This window comes from uncultured Kordia sp. (assembly GCF_947489565.1).
GTDB lineage: Bacteria > Bacteroidota > Bacteroidia > Flavobacteriales > Flavobacteriaceae > Kordia.
Genome location: NZ_CANLEA010000033.1, coordinates 16413 through 35106, shown reverse-complemented (window position 1 = coordinate 35106; position 18694 = coordinate 16413). Strand labels below are relative to the sequence as shown.

Below are 18694 nucleotides of genomic sequence, written 5' to 3'. Positions count from 1 at the left end.
ACGATTTGTATGTGTTCGTAAGTGTGTTTATTTCAAAGTATCGTTAACAATAGTATCTTTTACAACGGTCGTAGAATCAATTTCCGGTGTGCGTTTTCTGTTTGGATAGATGTCTGAGTCGGATAATTTTTCACTTATTTTCCAAGTTTCTCCCAATTGATTGACAATTTGTTCATTCCATTTTGAAGGATGTTTTGCATCAATCCAAACGACATCTTTATACGAAACATCAACCAAAGCTAAATCGGGTGTAGAACCACCATCAAACTGATTGCTGTTTTCACGTTTTGCAGCAATAGTACTCAACATGAACAAACGTCTTTTTCCTGCAATATCTCTAATAAAAGGTCTAAATTCAACAGGTTTATTCACGTTCCAATCGTATTCTTTGCGTGATTCCATTACTTTGGCTGGCATTGCAGAAACTCCTGCCAAACCTTCTTTTTTGTTAGCGTGGTTATAGTAATACACTTTGTCGCTTCCGTCTGCAGGAATAAAAACACTGATTGATAAACCTGTACGTTCATTTCCAATAGGTTCTAAACCAAACCAATGATACAAACCGTCATAAGCACTATCAGTTGTTCCTGTAAATTTAAAATCGGTTACAAAAGGTTGCTGATTTTGATCTTCTTTTAAATCTGGAATTTTCACTGCCGTTTTCTTATTCCACGGAAGTGGATCTGTAAATCCGCCTAAAAACATCATTGATTTTGCTTGAATGCGTGATACTTTTTCCGATAAGGTATTTTGACGTGTTAAATATGGATACTTGTGAACTTCTTCTGCGGGAATAAAAGTTCCTTTACCAATCAACAAGCGTTCTAAATAATCATTAAAATCGTGTTCTCCAGTTTCTACAACCATCACACCACCAAAAGTTGGATATGGGAAAAAGAAACCATTCCATTTAATCAAACTAACCACCTGAACCCATTTTCCTTGATCGTTTTTCATATAATACGCTTCATGCGGCTCATAATTAAACAACTGCCAAGGATTGAAACGTTGTACAACCGCATTATAGGTGTTTCTACTAAAGGCTAACGATTCACCAATAGAGAATGTTGCTTTAATTCTATTATCGTTTGAAAAACGAGGAGAAGGCGACGTACTTGACACTGAAAATAATTCTTCAATATTGTCTTTTGTACGCTGTATAAAATATTCTTGAGAAGGTTGCACGGCCATAGTCCATTGGTTACGATCGTCTACACGAACCAATTGCGGAGCCGAAACTTCTTGTGTTTCTGTAATAGATTCATACGCCATTGTTTTGATATTATTGTATGGCTGAATGCGCTCGTTTCTACTCAATGGTAAATCTGCAATTTCTTGCAAATTCATATTGTTGTATACGTTATAGGTCTGCATATATTCATACATTCCTACGGTAAATAAAACAATATAAACCAATACGATACTGGCTAAGGTTAAAAAACCTTTGAGTATTTTTTTGGGTGTACTGACTGTTCTTCGAACAAATCTGATTCCAAAAAACAGAATCACACCAAACAATAATAATACAAATAAGTACTTTCTTAAAAAGAGCAAAAACGGCTGATATTCATCTCTTAAAATAAAAAGCGCACAGAAAAGAATCAATCCTACAACAATAAGAATGATTTTTTGTTTTGTTCCACGGTTCCAAAATCTTTTTAACATAGTTCTTACTTTATTAGTCCTTTATCTTTTAAACGTTCTCTAGCACTCTTTTTTGGTGCTTCTGGTTCTTCGGTTGTTTTTTCTTCGGTTGTTTCCGCTTTTTTATCATCAGATAAACTGTCCACAGCTTCTTTCCCTTTGGTTTTTAGATCGTCAATAATTTCTTTGCCGGTATCAACCACTTGATCAATGATTTCTTCAGATTTATCTTTAATGCTGATCATAAAATTACCTAGATAGATTCCGATCATAATTCCAATCAAAGCAGATACATATTGATATTGGATTCCAATATTTTTTATAATAGGAAGAAATAATACCACAATCAACACAAAAATTAAGAAAATATTTATGTAGATAAATCTTGGCATAAATCCTTGTTCTATGATAAATCCTTTTTTGCTATTTGCGGGTATTTGCAATTCCTTAGAATTGAAAAGTTTATTGAAAAATCGATATAATTTATTGTTTTTAGATTCTAACCAGTAAATGCTGATTCCAAAAACAACGCTTGAAGCAAATATGATAACTTCTAATATGTTCATGAGTTCCAGGTGTTTTGTTTAATTAATTTTATGACCCAATCTTGATAGGAGCCATCCCAAGAATTATATTCTTTATAAAATGTTTCCTTGTCGTACCAATACAAGAAAAGTGGATCTTTATATGCGGACGTTTTTACAATAAGCTTCCAAATAAGTTCCTGTAATTTCACAGGAATGTCTGGAGATGGTATTTGAATACATGCCAATATTTCTGGAGTCAATCCGCCTTCAACAGCCAGCGCATTGGCATCTTTTGCTTTGAGTTGCATACGATTTATAATCATAAGTTGCTTACGCGTATCTGGGCTTAAGCGATTCAAATATCGTTTGTATACATTTGAGTTCTCTATAATATCACTTAATGAATGTGTAGCATCTTTAATATGTGATAAGAAAATTATTTTTTTCACACGTTCAAAATATCCAATTTCATCGCTTTTTTCAGGATCTAGAATGAGCATTTTTTCAGCGGCCAAAGCACTAAAAAAGCGTCCATCACTAATGTGAAATGATTTTGTTTTGTTCGAAGTTTTTACTTTGTCAGCTTCTTCTTTATTTTCAAAAATTAAAATATTTTTTCCGCTTTCTTGCTTTCTAATCACGTATACGCCACCAAAGGCTTTTGTGTAAAAAGAAGTCGTTAAGAAATTCATGCGATCCATTTTGAGCGTTCGCGAACGTAAATCTCCATGTTTTCTAGCAGAAGCTAAAATTTTTAAATGCAGATTTTCTTCTAAAAAATTATCTTCTTCATGAAACTCTTCAATCAACTTTAATTGTTGTTGTTGTATGTTGTATAAATCTTCAACAACCGTAAAATCAACAGAAATCTGATTGTATTTTAATAAGTCTTCAGGTTCATAAAAAGCATCTATATATTGGTTTAAATCAACACAAATTGCGGCATCACGCGTAATGTCTTTAATAATGTGATTTTGCTTTTTAAATATGTGATGCATAATGTCTTTATCAAAACTATGAAAAGGCGAATATGCAGGTTTTTCGTTTTGTTTAGGCGAAAGAATAATAGCATTTGGATTGGCTTCCCCCGAATTTAAATATAAAAAATCATCTTTTTCATCAGCAATTTCTGGACTCCAACCTGTGACATCAATATGAAAACTTTTGAGTTGTGTTGGCGCAGTTCCAATAAAAGAAAGACATTTATTATAGCGTTCTACCAAAGCACCAGTTACAGGGACTAAGGCAGCGCCAAATAATTCAGATCGTTTTAATTTTTCCATGTGTTAATTTAATTCACCTTTTTTCAAAAATAAGGTATCTCTTGCTAAGATACTTTATAAGTAGCTAATTTTTGTTGCTTGTTACAGCGAATGCACTATGCAATTTAAAATTCTTAAAGAAAAATGCTGCTTTATAATAGAAAAATAAAGTTTTTTTAGACCATCTGCACAAAAATGAGATTCCTGTTTTGTGGTCGAGATTTCAATAATTTCGACTTGTGATTGTTGAATGTCGAGTAAGCGCTGTTTTTTCAACAAACTCTGCAATATATCTTTGATTCGTATTAATCATTAAAATATTTAAAAAGATGAAAAAGCAACAATTCAAAAGTTTACAATTAAACAAAAAGTCTATTTCTAGTTTACAAGAATCTTCAGTAAAAGGAGGAACGTTTATTACACTTATTTCATGTCCGGGAGTTGGAATTTGTGCTCCAACAGGAGGAGGTTCTAATAATACATGTCCGCCACCACCACTGACAAATGGATGCCCAACTATTTCTTGTGACGATGTAGGTATTTGTGCTCGTTAAAAAGAAAAAAGGGAAAGCGACATATATTCGCTTTCCCTTTTTTTTTGAAGTCAACTAGTACTGTTATCCTAATCCTGGACACGTAGCTGAAAGTTTGATACTTGAGTTAGGTCTCGAATCACCTGGATTTGTTTGATTACAGCTTGCAGGTTGGTTGGTTTGTTCATCACAACTATTTGTATGACAAGTGACTGAAACCTCACCAGTTTCTTCACAAATTGTGATTGCATTTGAGTTTTCAGAGCCACCCAAAAGAAGATTAGGAGTGTTTATTGCAGCAATTTTATACTTATATAATTTTAATTTTCGCATGATTTAAAGTATTTGTAAAGGAAAAATGAGTGTTTTTTTAAATAAAAATTTCTTTGTTCTTAGTTTTTGAATCAAAAACTATCCTTGTAAATCAGGACAAGTTGCAGATAGTTGAACACTATTGTTAGGTCTGGTATTACTTGGATAACCTGTTTTACAACTATTGGGTAAGTTTGTGATGTTATTACCACAATTACAGTTAGTAAAACATGTGACTGAAACTGCTCCTGTTTCTTCACAAATTGTGACTGCATTTGAGTTTTCAGAGCCGCCAAATACTGAATGGATATTTCCAATTTTGGCAATTTGCATCTTTTTTAAGCTTAATTTTTTCATATGTCTTAATGTTATTTTTTGATGCTAATATAGAAGCACATCTCTTTGAAATCAAGGGTTTATAGTCGAAATCCAATAATTTCGAGCACTATTTGGTTTTTTAGACTTCAGTTTCGTTTATTTTTTTGATATAATACGAAGGATATAATTTGGTTCTTCTTTTGAAGTCTTTCGAAAACGATTCTGCAGAATTATAACCAAGTTCAGCAGCAATTGATCTGATGTTATACGCTCTAAATTTTCTGTCGTTGGTTAGTTTCTCCAAAGCATAATCAATACGAAGATCTGTGATGTACTGAATGAACTTTTTTTGTTTGTGTGTTTGAATGACTTTGGATAAATACGTACTGTTTGTATTAATTTTATTTGCCACAAAACTCAAAGAACAATTTTTATTTAGAAATAATTTGTTGTCTTCGAACTGTGTTAAACCTTCTAGAATTTTTGAAATATTCTCTTGACTGATATTTATTTTTTTAGGAGAAGATTTTTTCTGATTCTTTTGCTTCAATTTCTCTAAAACACGTTGGAAATGTTGTTGATTTTGTGATTGCTTTCGTTTGTAATACACCACAATTCCAAGAATGACAAACAACATACATCCCAAAATAATACTATAATGATAACTTTTTTCTTCAAGATTAGTTTCTAAGGTCTCAATAGAATCTTTAAACTTAACAACATCATATTTATGATACAATTTATCTAAACGTTGCTGATTTAAATCATCGTTTCGCGCATCTTTTTGATGAAACAAATTAAAATATTTGATGGCATTTTCAGAATCGTTTTGTTGCTCGTACGATTTTGCCATGAGAATGTACAATTCTTGAATATCAGGAAAATCGGTTTTTGTTTGCTGTACTAAAGAATCTGTTTTTTTAAAATACGAAAGCGCTTTTTTATACTTGCCTGTGACATAATAATTTTTACCTCTGTATAAGTATAGAATGATGAGTCGACTCGGAAGATTTAAATTCTGAATTAACTCTTCGGCCTTTATCAAATCGGTAGTAGCTTGTTCAATATTGCCTTCTTCGTGATGAATAATTCCTTTGAGTCCAAGCGAAATGGCAAAACCCAAATCGTCATTATATTGCAAGCTCTTTTTGATGGCAATCGTATTGTAATATTGTGCAGAATCTAAATATCTTGTATCTGCTTTTCTTTGATCAATAAACATATTTGTATAAATGTCACTGATCGTCATTAGCGAATTAATATATGGCAAGCCATACTGTGCACCATCTTTTTGATTCACTAAATCTTCATAAAATGGAATGTTTTTCTTTACCAATTGTAATGCGTCTGCATTTTGACCTATTTGCGTTTTGATCAAAGCAATATCGTTGGCAATATTTGCTTGTGCCAACAGATCATTTTGTTGTTTTGCGATCTCGTATACTTTGGTGTAAAATTCAATTGCTTTTAAATAGTCGCCAAATTCATAATAGATACCTCCTTTAAAATAGATATGATTGACAAGGAATTTTTCATCATTTTCAACTTGTTTGATGGCAATATTTATATGATGTAACGCACTGTCTTTATTTCGCAACGTACTATACATATTCGCCAACTGAAAATGAATTTTATGCGCGATGATTTCTTTTGAATCACTAGAAGATTGTTTTAAAAGTGCAATTAAATACTCTTTAGCAATGTTGGGATTTGTTTTTTGAAACTTTCGAAATCCACTTTTTAAACTATCAATTGATACTTTTTGAAGCGTAGTTTGTGTTATTTTCTCAGAAGTTTGCGCAACTGTGAGTTGTATGAAAAAGACAGCGACGAGTATGTAATACAACTTTTTCATGATGTCTTTAGTTTGTCTAAGTATAGCTGTGTTTCAGGAATCATACTCTGCCATTCACGATGTGAAATAGGAGCAATATTATGTGCTTTTAATTCAGAGATACAACGTTTTACTATAGGAAATATGACTTCATACTTAGGCATTTTTAAAGCATATGATTTTTTGACAACGACACTATTAATATGCCAAGAAACATTTTTTTCACTGTATTTTCGAATCATACGATATATGAATTCATTTTCAATATACTGATTGTTCTGCTTAGGATTAAAAATAACTTGAATTTCAATCCATTTAGAACCTTGAAATTCGTTATGTGCAGCATGCATAATCACGATATATTCATCAATTTTCCCCACAACATAGCCGTCTTCTAATACTTTGAAGTGATGTCTTTCTATAAATGTTTTGAATAATTTTTTCTTTGCTCTTTTACGACGATGTCTTCTATGTAATTTTGGATGAAGCCAATAAAGGATAGGTGCAAGTACGATAGCAACACCTAGTGGAATTAACAAAATCAGTCCAGTTTTTTCTTTCCATGACAAGGTTTCGTCTGGAAAAATAGACGTTCCTACAGGAGCCAAACAAACTAAATAGGTTAAAAGGAAGTATTTTAAAAAGTTTTCTCTTTTCAAAATTATCGTTTAATATAGTACACTTCCGCAATCTTTTTATCTTTCACGACATACATGACTACAAACTCCTTTGGTGTTCCGCCTTTTTCATAAATTACTTTCTCTTGGTCTATAATGGTGTTGCCAGATACAATTCGCTTCTCAATATAACTAAATAATTCAGGTGTTTTTTTAAAGAAGTCTCCATAGCGTTTAATTAATTTATCTTTCCCTTGGTAGCGTAATTTTTTTGGAAAGTCATATACCTTAACGTCGTCACTAAACAAGTCTGAATATGCTTTTATATCATGAGCATTATAGGTTTCCATTTGTTTTTGTGCTATAATTTTCACTTCTGTATTTTCTTGTGCTGTCGCAAAAGAAGTCACAAATAGAAACAAGAAGAATAATTTTTTCATGGTAGTTTTGTTTATGTTATTGTGGACGTTTTAAGAAATAGACTTCTTTGATTTTGTCATTTTCTACTTTGTACATCACAATAAATTCTAGAAAAGCTTGTCCTTTTTGAAACCGAACGTTTTCTTGTAAAATTACAGTATTACCCGTCGCAATTTTATTTTCAATTTCGCAATACAAATCAGGACTTTTTCTAAAAAGATCACCGAAAATTTCACGTAGTTGTTTTTTACCTTTTAAAAATACTTCTTCTGGAAAGTTATAAAATATCACATCATCACTAAAGGTTGCTGCAAAAGCATCAATATCTTTAGCATTATAGGCATTGATTTGTTTTTGAACTAAAATTCCAGCGTCATTTTGTGCTTGAACAGTATACGTTGTCAAGGAAATGGCTGCAAATACTAAAATGAGGAGTTTTTTCATAAGCTTGGTGTTACAAAGATTAAAAAATTAATCTTCAACGAAATAAACTTTCGCTATTTTTCCATTTTCTATTTTATAAATTGCTATAATTTCACTGTAATTTCCATCGGAATATTTTATACGTTCGTGATCGATCACCGTATTTAATCTAGTTGTTCTATTTAGAATTTCGCAATGCAAATAAGGGTATTCTTCAAAAAACTCTTTCCAATCTTTTTTGAATTCTTCTTTTCCTTTTTTTTCTAATATATCTGGGAATGTGTAAATTTCAATATCATCACTATACGTCTCTAAAAAAGCTTCTACATTTCCTAGATTATAAGCATTCACTTGTCTTTGAACAATATTTTCAGGAGTTTCCTCTAGAATGTCTTCTTTTTTATAAACACTTCCTGCTTTTACAACATGACTAATTTGTTGCAATGCTTTAATATCTTCTAAAGGATTTTTATCCAGAATAATCAAATCTGCCATTTTTGACACTTCAATACTTCCTATTTCGTTGTCTTTATCTAAAACTTTTGCAGCATTAATTGTAGAAGCTTGAATAATTTCTAAGTTAGACAATCCAGCAGTTTTCATGTCTTGTAATTCTTGTTGATATGAAGTAGCGTGTAAGGTTCCAATATTTCCAGCATCAGTTCCTGTTGCAATATTAATGTTGTGTTTTTGCAACAAGGCTAAATTATCAGCTTTAATTTTATCAAAAGTAGCTAATGCTTTTTTTCTAAGCTTACCATATCTTTTATAATCATTGAATAATTTTATATTACCCAAATGTTTGTAATCTTGAAAGCTCTTAATTGGAAACGGATTTGATAATCGTAGTTCTTCATTGGTAAAAGAGATTTCTTGTGAAAACGCTTCAGCATATTGATTGCTCACCATTAAAGTAGGAACATAACTTACCTTCGTTTTTTTAATCATTTGTATGAACTCTTTATCAATTGGTTCATCGACACTGTGTACTAAAATATCAGCTTTGGCTTTTAAAGCGCGTTTGGCAGTTTCTAAATCTGTTGCGTGTACAGCTACTTTTAAATTGTGTTTATGACTTTCCTCAATGGTAGCTTTCACAATTTCATAATTTAGTTCTGTATTCTCATTATTGATATACCAAATTTTGATAAAGTTAGGTTTGTAGGGTAATTGCTCCTTTACTAAATTAACAGCGTTCTCTACAGTATGTGCTTTGATAATAGGACTGTCTTCAATGTCAAAAGCCTTTGGTTGATAGGTAGAAATTAAAGGTCCTGTTAAATAGATATTTGGGAATTCAGTATTATTACTGTAACGATCACGAATTTTAAAATTATACATTGGTCCACCAACATCAATAATAGTTGTAATTCCACATTGTAAATAGCGTTTCAATAAGTCGGCAGCATGAACACGCAACCATTTTCGCTCTTCGTTATAAGGTCTATATGTTCGTAAATCAAATGCATCTGGACGTGTATACAAGCTTCCAGATTGAAATAAATGTACATGACTATCAATTAAACCAGGAAGTAACCATTTTCCTGTTCCGTCGATTTTTATAATATTAAAACTATCTGCGGAAATCTTCTTTTTAATCTCAACAATTTTTTTGTCACGAATTAAAACACTCTGTACTTTCTGTTTTCCATTGATAACATCAATGATAGCTATATTTTCAAGAAGTACATCCTGACCTTTTGCATTGAGTTTAATACTTTTTATTTCTATAGGAATTTCATTAGGAGTAAACTCACTTTTAATTAATAATGAATTTGAATTTTCATTACTGTCAGGTGTTTTGGGACTTAAATTATATGAAAAGTTTTTATTTGCATAATCAGCTCTCCAATAGCGTATAAATTTATAATGTAGCGCTTCTTCAAATCCGGAATTTGCAATAGTTACATTGTTCCAAGAACCATCTTTCTCTTGAACTTTCAGTGTGAAATTGTCTAAATAAAATAGTCCAGCTCCTTCAGTCGTCGCTCCAAAGTGTATATAGTTGGCCGAATCTTTTATAAAGCCTTTAAGCGAATATGTTTGCCATTCATTCTTTGTAATAGGTGAATCGTACATTCGTCCTTTATGTAAAGACTGTCTTTTGCCATTATATACGTTTATAAATAGTTGCGCATTTGCCTTGGGAGAAAATTGTTTTACTTTAGCTTGAACAGAAAAAATAAACTTTTTATTAACATGCTTTTGTATTGGAACTCTTTGAGAAATAAAGGTCGATTCACTATTTTGACTGTAGCTGACAAGTACACATAAAAATAATAAGAGAGCACTTTTTTTTATCATCACTATAACCCTTCTTCAAAACGACTGCGCGCTTCTGTTCCTATTTTCATTTGCATGATTTGTTGTTCTACTTTACGTGAGAAATCAGTATCTGCAATGGTAGCCACATTGTCTAAATAACGAATGACTTCTTGCTTACGAATTTCAGCAAAATTGAGTCCTTTCATGTTAGACTTCATCAATTCTTTCAGCATACCCAATTTGGTATCGTAATCTTTTTGGAAATAGACTTCTGGATTTTCAAACCAATCGTCTTCCAAGTTAAAATCTGTCAAACGTAGTGAAATGGCACTTTGAATATTTCGGATATCTCTAGAAGAGAAAAACGGAAATTCTTTTTGAACAGCTCCATATAAATTTGAGTAAAAAACATGATCAGTTAATGAACTATTTTCTAAAGTATCATTAAAGATTCTTTTGATTTTATCGTCTTCCGGTTCTTTAATATTCCCAAGAATTTCGCCAGCACTGTTCGCTAATGTTTGATCACTTAAATATTTGTACGAAGGATGATCTTTCATAGAAACGAAACCAGGCAAGGTTTTTTCAATTTTAGACCACCAAATATAATCTTGATCTAAGAAATCTTGTTCCGTACGCGCTCCGTCAATTTTAAAACGTCCTTGAATTCTCGAAATAACGGCTTTGTCTAATTGTTCGGGTAAATTGGTAAATAAACCAATGGAACTGTTTCCGTGATTTACCGCATAAGCACCTTCTGTATAACGTAAAAATACACCAATTACTTCTTTTACTCCGGCCGAAACACCTTGAGCAGTTCGTTCTTGTAAATTGTTTTCTGCATCATCAATAGGCGCAAAAATCAATCGTGAAGGATCTTGCATTGGCTTCATCCATTGTACCATTTTTTCTGCTGATCCACCTTGAAAAGTCGAAACTACAGTATCTGGCATTGGGTGAAATAAAAATGGAATATCCAAATGATCACAACGTTCTTTTAACATCGTTGCAATAGCCGCAATCAGCATACTTTTTCCTGTTCCAGGAATTCCGTATCCCATAAAAACAGGCATAAATCCGCCCAATTCTTGAAAAGGATTTCTTTTGGTCGCAATGTCGTAACTCATCAAACGTTCTACCAAACGCTTGGCAAAGTGTTTTGCATCTTTGTTTCCAACAATTTGCTCAAAACGAATTGGATTAAATTCCACACTCTTGGCGCTTCCTGTAAAAACAGTTTCCCATCCTGCAATAGAAAATTCAGAATCTTCCAATTGATAGGTTCTGTCTGTAATGACATCGGTATGATCTAACGCGCCTTTTCGTTGAATGATTTCGTCTAAATACGCTTCAAAGTACATTACGGTAAAATCAATCACATCTTGTTCAGAGTTGACCAAGTTTGGATGATTCATATATTTGTCATAATAGAACAATTGACAAGAAATTCCTTTTGTAGGAGACAACAATGACACTTCTGGAATACCTGCAAATTTGTTTTGCATTACAGTATTTTCTTCCGAAGCTTTTTCTTTTAGTTTTGCTACTACATAATACGCCAAACTGAACAACATAAATGCCGTAGCGGTTTGTTGTTTGGATTCGTATTCTTTGCGTTGATCTGTAGAAAGACCTGCTCTTTTTTCATGAAGAATAGACAAACCTGACGCATCATAATAACTGTCTCGGATCCATAAACCAATAGCAATGGCTTCCTGTAGATTGAACAGTGTTTCATTCAGCGAAAGCGGTAAAGCAACAGAATCTGGTAATAAGCGTTTTTTAAGACTTAAAATCGTTTTGGAGATCGAAATTGCATTAGCGCCACCATTTCCTTTGGCTTTCGATAGATATAGTAAAATATCTTCTTGCTCTTTGTTTCCATCTCTACTTCTTGCTTTATAACCTTGTTCCCATTGTACACTTTTGATGAACGAAGAAGCTTCTTCACGCAAAATTGTCAATTCAGTCTTTTTGATAGGAAATGTCGGTTGTTTCTCCATGTATGTTTTTTTGTTTGTTATTGGTTTGTCGCTGTGCTCTTTGTTTTTTTGTCAATTCGTTGATTCGTCAATTTGTTGATTCGTCAATTTGTTGATTTGTTCTTTTGTCAATTCGTTATTCGTTTGAACTGAGTGAAGTCGAAGCGTCAATATTTCAACTTCAATTTCGAGTTCAATTTCAAGCTCAATTCTCAGGCAATTCTTCTACTTCAAAAGGTTCATGATGTAAGTGAATAATAGTGTTTGGAATTTTTCCATACAACAATTGAATGACTCTATGCGGAGCTAAAATATACTTGTGCGTTGTGATGTCACTCCACACTTGAATTTCTTGCTTCTTAAATGATAATAAATCATTGCTTACTTTTGATGAATTTACTGCATTGATTGTTTCCACAGTCGTCGTCAGCGAGAACGAATTTAGTTTTACATCTTTTTGCGCAATTGCTTGCAACAAAGCTTGTGTAATTTCATGATCATCTTTGGAAAAAATACTGTGTAAAATTCCTAAATCAACACGTTTTATTTTGCGCGGATGCACATTTTTCAAACGTTTGTCAATCATATACGCCATATTGTTCAAATCTTGATGGCGATCGGCACAATCTTTTATCGTATCGTAAATTTCTTGTTCTATTTCATCATCATGTTTATAATCAAAATACATAAAACAAATAAACGGTCTGTTGAGCGTTACATCGTAAAAAGCCCAGTCGAGCACATAAGTCGCAAAAGTACTTTTCGTCTTTTTGATTTTCCCTAAAACAAACTTTTTGAATACTTTTTCTTCCTGAATTCTATTGTAATAGAGAGACGAAGATGCTTCAAACAAATCGCGTTTGCTCACATGTTGTTTGTGCACCATTAATTGGCGAATGAACTTTTCTTTGAATTCGCTAGCAGCTGGTAATTTGGCTTTAAACTCTTCTTTCAAGTCCAGATCGTTGTGAATATAACGCAACTCTAAATAGTTTGGAAAACCAGATTCGGTCAAATCGACCTTCATTTGCTCTTCGTCAAAGCGATATTTTAACTGCATTACACGAAGTGAGAACGCCAAACGTTTGCAATAGTTTTCTAAAGCTTTCAGTTCTTCTTTGGTGCAAATTCGGTAATGATTCCATTCCACCAAATTAATCTCAAATTCATCCAGAACATGCATTACCATTCGGTAATACAAATCATATTGGTCGTCCGATTCTAGCGCTGCAGAATCTAAAGGTGTTGTGATATCGTTTAAAGACATTAAAACAAAATTATATACGTAATTACTCGATAATCGAGATTTAAATGTTTCGACGCTTGCGTCAATTTTTTTAGTCGTTTCTTATCAATGTTTCACGAATATGCCTCGAAGTAGTTAGCTATTTTTTGGCATGTCCGCAATACGACCAGGCTTTCGGCTGTATCTTTTTAATACGTCATTGCGAGATACATTGAAAATTTTAGTGACAATCTATTTTTTTACAAACAAATTACTTCGTCGCAAACTCCTCGTAATGACGTTTCAATTTTAAAAAGGATGCCGCCTCAATCCTTCATGCAATATCGATGAATATGTAGTTTTCAGAATTAACCTAACAAGTCATCAGAACCACCATCATTGGAAGAAGCAGGACTTCCGCCACCGCTTTCTCCACCAGAAGCGTCGTTTCCGCCAGCATCTCCAGTAGATGGATTTTCATTGTTTTGATAATACTCTTCGAATAATTCTTTCATGTCAATTCCGTAACGATCAGCAAAATTCTTGCGGATTTCCACATCCTTTTCACGAATTTCTTGTAACGATTCTGCATAACTACTATAAATACCTTTCATTACTTTTTCGTGAACAGGAATATTTTCCATCATATCTTGACGCGCTTTCGAACTTGCAGTGTACATTGCTGCCAATGTTTCTCCGATTTTCTCATCAGTTTTTACACCTAAGTGTTCTAAAATTGCAGCAAACTCTTGATCAGTACGTGCTTTTAAAGCCACTACATAACCATCGTAATAACGGATTCTTTCTTCCGTATCAGATTTTAGTTTTGCTCTGTGCGTTTGTAAGTTGCTACGTAAAGATGTCAATACTTTAATCGTTAAGTTGTGTTTGTGCACAAAACTATCTTTACTGGCTGCTAATGTGATGTATGCAGTTCGTAAACCATCAAGCTCTTCTACTTTTTGTTCAAGTTGCGTAATTTTAGCCAACGCTTCAGAATATTCAGGAGATTGCTTGTCAACAATTTCTTCCAATTCTTGTCGTGCCTGACTCAACAATGCTTTTTGTTTTTCGAGATCTGCTTCTGTTTCTTCTTTCTTCTCTAAAGCTTTTGTGTGGTTTTTACTAGCTTCTACGATAGCAACTTGTAGTCTGTCCTCAACTTCTTTGATTTCTATTTCACGATCTTTCAAACGTTTTACAGCTGCCTGACTCTTAAATGAAAGTTCTTTCAACAACGTTTCCGTATCTGAACTTTCAATACGCTTTTGAAACATTTCCTTTGCTTTTGAGTCTGCAAATTTTCTGTCCTTTTCCGCTTGTTCTAATTCGGTTTTCTCTCTTTTAATTCTAGACTTTCGTCCCCAAAGATTATTCCACCATGTATCAGGCTTGTCTATAGCAGCTTGGTATTCTACTTTTGCTTTTTCAAGTTCTTTCTGCGCATCATCAATAACACGTTGTTCTTCATCGTTTAATGTTGAAAAACGCTCAAAAATAATTCCTACTTCGTCTTGATAATCCGTTAAGTCTTTAATGGCATCGAGGAGTGAAGTACGATCTTTTTCAGCCATATCCACCACATTGTCCAAAGTTGCGTTCAATATTTTTTGGCGAACTTCGGGACTATCTTCTTGGGCAAGTTTCGACTTCATTTGGTCAATTGCTCTTCCCCAATCTACTTTGTCATTAGATTTTTGTTTTTGTTCTGCTCCTGAAGTTTCTAGTAAATCAAAATCGTCAGCCATATATTACGTGGTTTTTTATTAATGAATGTATTTTTTTGTCGTTTGTTTTCGGTACTAGTTGTTTTTAAAATGTATTGAGCTATGAAAGCAAAAAAACGTTTTTGAAACTAGCTTTTAAATATAAAGAATTTAACAATAATATCTGTCTATTTTTTTCCGAGTTGTTACAGGTTGGAATTAAAAAAGTGAATTTACGTGTTATTTTATAGTGTTTTTTTGGTGTTATGATAGTTTTACTACAATAAATAAGTATTAATCAAAACCCAAATAATTAAAATTCCAATTCCTAATAAGCGAATGATGAATAGTTTTTTAGCAGAAAATACCTTTTCTCTATTATGTTCCATAAGTGCAATAATCATATTGCCCGCATCCAAACCAGGCAGCGGAATTAGATTGATGATGACCAACATCAATGCTGTGAAACTGAATACACTTAGAAAGGATAGAAAATTATGAACTTCAAATATTGCTACCGGAATTCTTCTCAGATAACCGTTCATTTTTTCCGGACCTATAATTAATGTTCTTACATATTCAGTAGTCGTTTCTAAATTTTTATAAAAACGAGCTGTGATTTCGGATACACTGTAATTTTCATGAGTAAATTCTAATTCACTAAGATTTCTAGCCATAATAAATTGATTCATACTATCACGATTGGCAAGAATCATTTTCTTTTGTTCTTCAGAAATTGACAATCGAATTTTTTTAGAATCTCTGGTAAGATCAATATGTACACTATCAGTTAGTAATACATCTATCATTAATTCTTTAGCATCAAATTCAGTAATTTTTTCACCATTAATTGCTATTAGTTTGTCACCATCTTGAAAACCTATATGTTCTGCAACTTCGCTCGCTTCAATACCATAAATCAAGTTGTCATTTGATAAATATACTTTTCCGTAATACATCATTATAGAAGCATATATTATAAACGAAAGAAGAAAAAGAAATATAGAACCACTTAGTTCATATACAAAACGTTTCCAGTGCCATTGTTTTCGAAGATCTCTCAGTTTTGTTTTAAAAAGTTTTAGACAGAGAAATTTCCCAATGTTTTGGAATAAGACAGCAAGTAGCATCATACATTAAATCATATAAGGAATTCGTGAAATTACACAATTCATTAGAAACTGAGAGAAAATACTTTAAACTATTAAATGAATAACCTCATTAATACTAACGATTCAAAAATACGTATAATTAAGTATTGTTTTAAGCTAGTTTTTGAAGGATATTTATAAAGAACGAAAAAAATTAACCAAATGAAACCATCAAAAACAACTATTCAAATCGGAAATCAATTTAAAGAAGTAGAAATCTATTATGACGAAGTGAAAGAATCCAATTTGACAATAGCCATTAATAATAATCAAGTGACTGTTTCCCAAGAATAGCAGGACTTGTTTTTTGACTTCCCGATTTTGACGTTACGATACAGAGATTTTTTGGCACTTTTCTTGATGAAGTTTGGCAACGTTAAAACCAATTTTATGAAATCAAAAATTTTACTCTCTCTACTCGTATGCAGCTTTGTTTTTAGTGTAAGTCATGCGCAAGGAAAATTAAACAAAGCTAAAAACGACCTTTCGGGAAGTGGCTCCAGTAATAACGATTCACGTTCTTGGAATGATGATGACGATGATTGGGGAGACGATGATAATATCAATTTTTTTGAAGGTGTTTTTTTTGAAATTGCTTACCAAATAACCATCGGGGTTTTTATTGGAAATGCAGAAGAACGCTATTTTTATAAATATCCATATTCAAACGGTTCTCATGGAGAATATGCATATCCAGAAGACGATGTGCCTGTGAAAAATGCTCAAGTGATTCTTTCTAATACATTTTTTACGAGTGGAAAAGAATTCTATGGCAATGATGTAAAACTAAATTATCGTTTTGTTCCCTTAGCAGGTATTGAAGTGAATCATCTGCACTTTTTCGAAGAAAATCCCAAAAATGAACTTGGTGTAAGTTCTTTTATGTTTAATTATTATCGAGTTCGAGAGCAATATATAACTGCTTTTTGGGGAGTTGGAGCTACATATGTAGGGAATGGTGTAGATGAAGCAGGATTCGCATATCAAGTTGGTGTCGATGTGTATTTAGATCAGCCAATAAGTATTAGTGCTTTTTGGAAACAAAGTTTTATCAATGATTCTTCGATAGATGAGTTGAAGCTACATGCACGTTATCACCTGAAACGTTTTTCTGTTCACGGAGGTTACAATCGTTACAATCTTGGAAGCGTTCGTATCAATGCTTTAGGTTTTGGAGTTGACTATCGTTTTTAGAAACATAACTTTATAAAACAAAAAACGCGTTGAAGAAGTTCAACGCGTTTTTATATACTATATATGGAGTTTATCCTTTAATAACTCCTCTTGAAATTACAATTTTTTGAATTTCAGAAGTTCCTTCATAAATCTGTGTAATCTTAGCATCACGCATCAAACGTTCTACATGATATTCTTTTACAAAACCATTTCCTCCGTGAATTTGAACAGCCTCTACGGTATGTTCCATTGCTACTTTAGAAGCAAATAACTTTGCCATAGCACTTTCCATATCATAATTCTCTTTTGCATCTTTCTTACAAGCTGCTTGCATTACTAAATGACGTGCAGCAGTAATATCTGTGTACATGTCCGCTAATTTAAAAGCAATAGCTTGGTGATTGCAAATTTCAGTTCCAAAAGCTTTACGTTCTTTCGAATATTTCAATGCCAATTCATATGCTCCAGAAGCAATTCCTAAGGCTTGTGCAGCAATTCCAATACGTCCACCAGAAAGCGTTTTCATCGCAAACTTAAATCCAAAACCATCTTCACCAATTCTGTTCTCTTTTGGAACTTTAACATCGTTAAATTGTAAGGTATGCGTGTCGCTTCCGCGGATTCCTAATTTGTCTTCTTTTGGACCAATATCAAAACCAGGCGTTCCTCTTTCTACGATAAACGCGTTAATTCCTCTATGTCCTTTATCACGATCTGTCTGTGCAATTACTAAATATACATCTGCGCGTCCACCACTAGTAATCCAGTTTTTAGTACCATTAATTACATAATGATCGCCCATGTCAATCGCCGTTGTTTTTTGCGAAGTAGCGTCACTTCCAGCTTCTGGTTCACTTAAACAAAATGCTCCTACATTTTCTCCAGTTGCTAACTTTGTTAAATACTTTTGTTTTTGCTCTTCAGTACCATAGGCTTCTAAACCATAACATACTAATGAATTGTTTACAGATACAATTACAGAGGCAGATGCATCAATTTTAGACAATTCTTCCATAATTAATACATAAGAAATTGTGTCCATTCCGCTTCCTCCATATTTTGGATCTACCATGATTCCCATAAATCCTAATTCGCCCATTTTACGAACCAACTCATTTGGAAACTCTTGTTTATTATCACGTTCAATAACTCCAGGAAGTAATTCGGTTCTCGCAAAATCTCTCGCTGCATCACGAATCATCATGTGTTCCTCTGTAAGATTAAAATCCATAATTATATATTGTAATTGTATTAGTAAATTTTTAAAAAAGTCGCACAAAGATAATTCTAAAATAGCAG

18 protein-coding genes are annotated in these 18694 nt (G+C 32.8%); 3 read left to right on the top strand and 15 right to left on the bottom strand.

Going from position 1 to position 18694, the window contains the following annotated elements; genetic code table 11:
* Positions 1-27: 27 nt before the first annotated feature.
* Genes Q0845_RS26450 through Q0845_RS26440 form a run of 3 tightly spaced genes read right to left on the bottom strand, consistent with a single transcriptional unit; the run spans position 28 to position 3454 of the window.
* Positions 28-1665, bottom strand: coding sequence for a hypothetical protein (locus tag Q0845_RS26450; RefSeq protein ID WP_298520668.1), 1638 nt, complete (start codon positions 1663-1665; stop codon positions 28-30).
* Between the two features lie 5 nt (positions 1666-1670).
* Positions 1671-2210, bottom strand: coding sequence for a hypothetical protein (locus tag Q0845_RS26445; RefSeq protein WP_298520664.1), 540 nt, complete (start codon positions 2208-2210; stop codon positions 1671-1673).
* Positions 2207-3454: a DUF6638 family protein gene (locus Q0845_RS26440; protein WP_298520661.1), complete on the bottom strand. Its 1248-nt coding sequence runs from the start codon at positions 3452-3454 to the stop codon at positions 2207-2209. Before Q0845_RS26440 ends, Q0845_RS26445 begins: the two co-directional genes overlap by 4 nt.
* A 308-nt stretch (positions 3455-3762) precedes the next feature.
* Between Q0845_RS26440 and Q0845_RS26435 the strand changes: the two genes are divergently transcribed.
* Complete coding sequence (locus Q0845_RS26435; protein ID WP_298520658.1) at positions 3763-3987, top strand: hypothetical protein; 225 nt, start codon at positions 3763-3765, stop codon at positions 3985-3987.
* 63 nt (positions 3988-4050) lie between these two features.
* On the opposite strand, the gene Q0845_RS26430 is transcribed toward Q0845_RS26435, so the two are convergent.
* The 11 genes from Q0845_RS26430 to Q0845_RS26380 all read right to left on the bottom strand — a co-directional run bounded on the left by Q0845_RS26430 (position 4051) and on the right by Q0845_RS26380 (position 16201).
* Entirely contained in the window at positions 4051-4299 is a 249-nt protein-coding gene (locus Q0845_RS26430; RefSeq protein ID WP_298520653.1) for a hypothetical protein, read from the bottom strand.
* A gap of 78 nt (positions 4300-4377) precedes the next feature.
* On the bottom strand, positions 4378-4635 hold the full coding sequence (locus Q0845_RS26425) for a hypothetical protein (protein ID WP_298520650.1): 258 nt from the start codon (positions 4633-4635) through the stop codon (positions 4378-4380).
* A gap of 100 nt (positions 4636-4735) precedes the next feature.
* Positions 4736-6451: a tetratricopeptide repeat protein gene (locus tag Q0845_RS26420; RefSeq protein ID WP_298520647.1), complete on the bottom strand. Its 1716-nt coding sequence runs from the start codon at positions 6449-6451 to the stop codon at positions 4736-4738.
* Positions 6448-7089 (bottom strand): hypothetical protein, encoded by a 642-nt coding sequence (locus Q0845_RS26415; protein ID WP_298520643.1) that lies wholly within the window; start codon positions 7087-7089, stop codon positions 6448-6450. The genes Q0845_RS26420 and Q0845_RS26415 overlap by 4 nt, the downstream gene beginning before the upstream one ends.
* A gap of 2 nt (positions 7090-7091) precedes the next feature.
* Positions 7092-7487 (bottom strand): nuclear transport factor 2 family protein, encoded by a 396-nt coding sequence (locus Q0845_RS26410; RefSeq protein WP_298520640.1) that lies wholly within the window; start codon positions 7485-7487, stop codon positions 7092-7094.
* A gap of 16 nt (positions 7488-7503) precedes the next feature.
* Positions 7504-7911 carry a nuclear transport factor 2 family protein gene (locus Q0845_RS26405; protein ID WP_298520636.1) on the bottom strand — a complete coding sequence of 136 codons (408 nt, stop codon included), beginning with the start codon at positions 7909-7911 and terminating at the stop codon, positions 7504-7506.
* Positions 7912-7938: 27 nt separating this feature from the next.
* Positions 7939-9969 carry an amidohydrolase family protein gene (locus tag Q0845_RS26400; RefSeq protein ID WP_298520634.1) on the bottom strand — a complete coding sequence of 677 codons (2031 nt, stop codon included), beginning with the start codon at positions 9967-9969 and terminating at the stop codon, positions 7939-7941.
* A 227-nt stretch (positions 9970-10196) separates the two neighbouring features.
* Positions 10197-12158, bottom strand: a complete 1962-nt coding sequence (locus Q0845_RS26395; RefSeq protein ID WP_298520632.1) for an AAA family ATPase — start codon at positions 12156-12158, stop codon at positions 10197-10199.
* 184 nt (positions 12159-12342) lie between these two features.
* Entirely contained in the window at positions 12343-13404 is a 1062-nt protein-coding gene (locus Q0845_RS26390) for a hypothetical protein (protein WP_298520630.1), read from the bottom strand.
* 326 nt (positions 13405-13730) lie between these two features.
* A complete protein-coding gene (locus Q0845_RS26385) occupies positions 13731-15110 on the bottom strand; it encodes a microtubule-binding protein (RefSeq protein ID WP_298520628.1) in 1380 nt (459 codons plus the stop codon).
* A 236-nt stretch (positions 15111-15346) separates the two neighbouring features.
* Positions 15347-16201: a M50 family metallopeptidase gene (locus Q0845_RS26380; protein WP_298520626.1), complete on the bottom strand. Its 855-nt coding sequence runs from the start codon at positions 16199-16201 to the stop codon at positions 15347-15349.
* Positions 16202-16381: 180 nt separating this feature from the next.
* Here Q0845_RS26380 and Q0845_RS26375 point away from each other — a divergent pair, with 180 nt between their 5' ends.
* Both Q0845_RS26375 and Q0845_RS26370 read left to right on the top strand, forming a co-directional pair.
* Positions 16382-16513, top strand: a complete 132-nt coding sequence (locus Q0845_RS26375; RefSeq protein WP_298520624.1) for a hypothetical protein — start codon at positions 16382-16384, stop codon at positions 16511-16513.
* A gap of 96 nt (positions 16514-16609) precedes the next feature.
* Positions 16610-17413 carry a hypothetical protein gene (locus tag Q0845_RS26370; RefSeq protein WP_298520622.1) on the top strand — a complete coding sequence of 268 codons (804 nt, stop codon included), beginning with the start codon at positions 16610-16612 and terminating at the stop codon, positions 17411-17413.
* Positions 17414-17483: 70 nt separating this feature from the next.
* Here the strand turns inward: Q0845_RS26370 and Q0845_RS26365 are convergent, their stop codons facing one another.
* Complete coding sequence (locus Q0845_RS26365) at positions 17484-18626, bottom strand: acyl-CoA dehydrogenase (RefSeq protein ID WP_298520620.1); 1143 nt, start codon at positions 18624-18626, stop codon at positions 17484-17486.
* Positions 18627-18694: the final 68 nt, after the last annotated feature.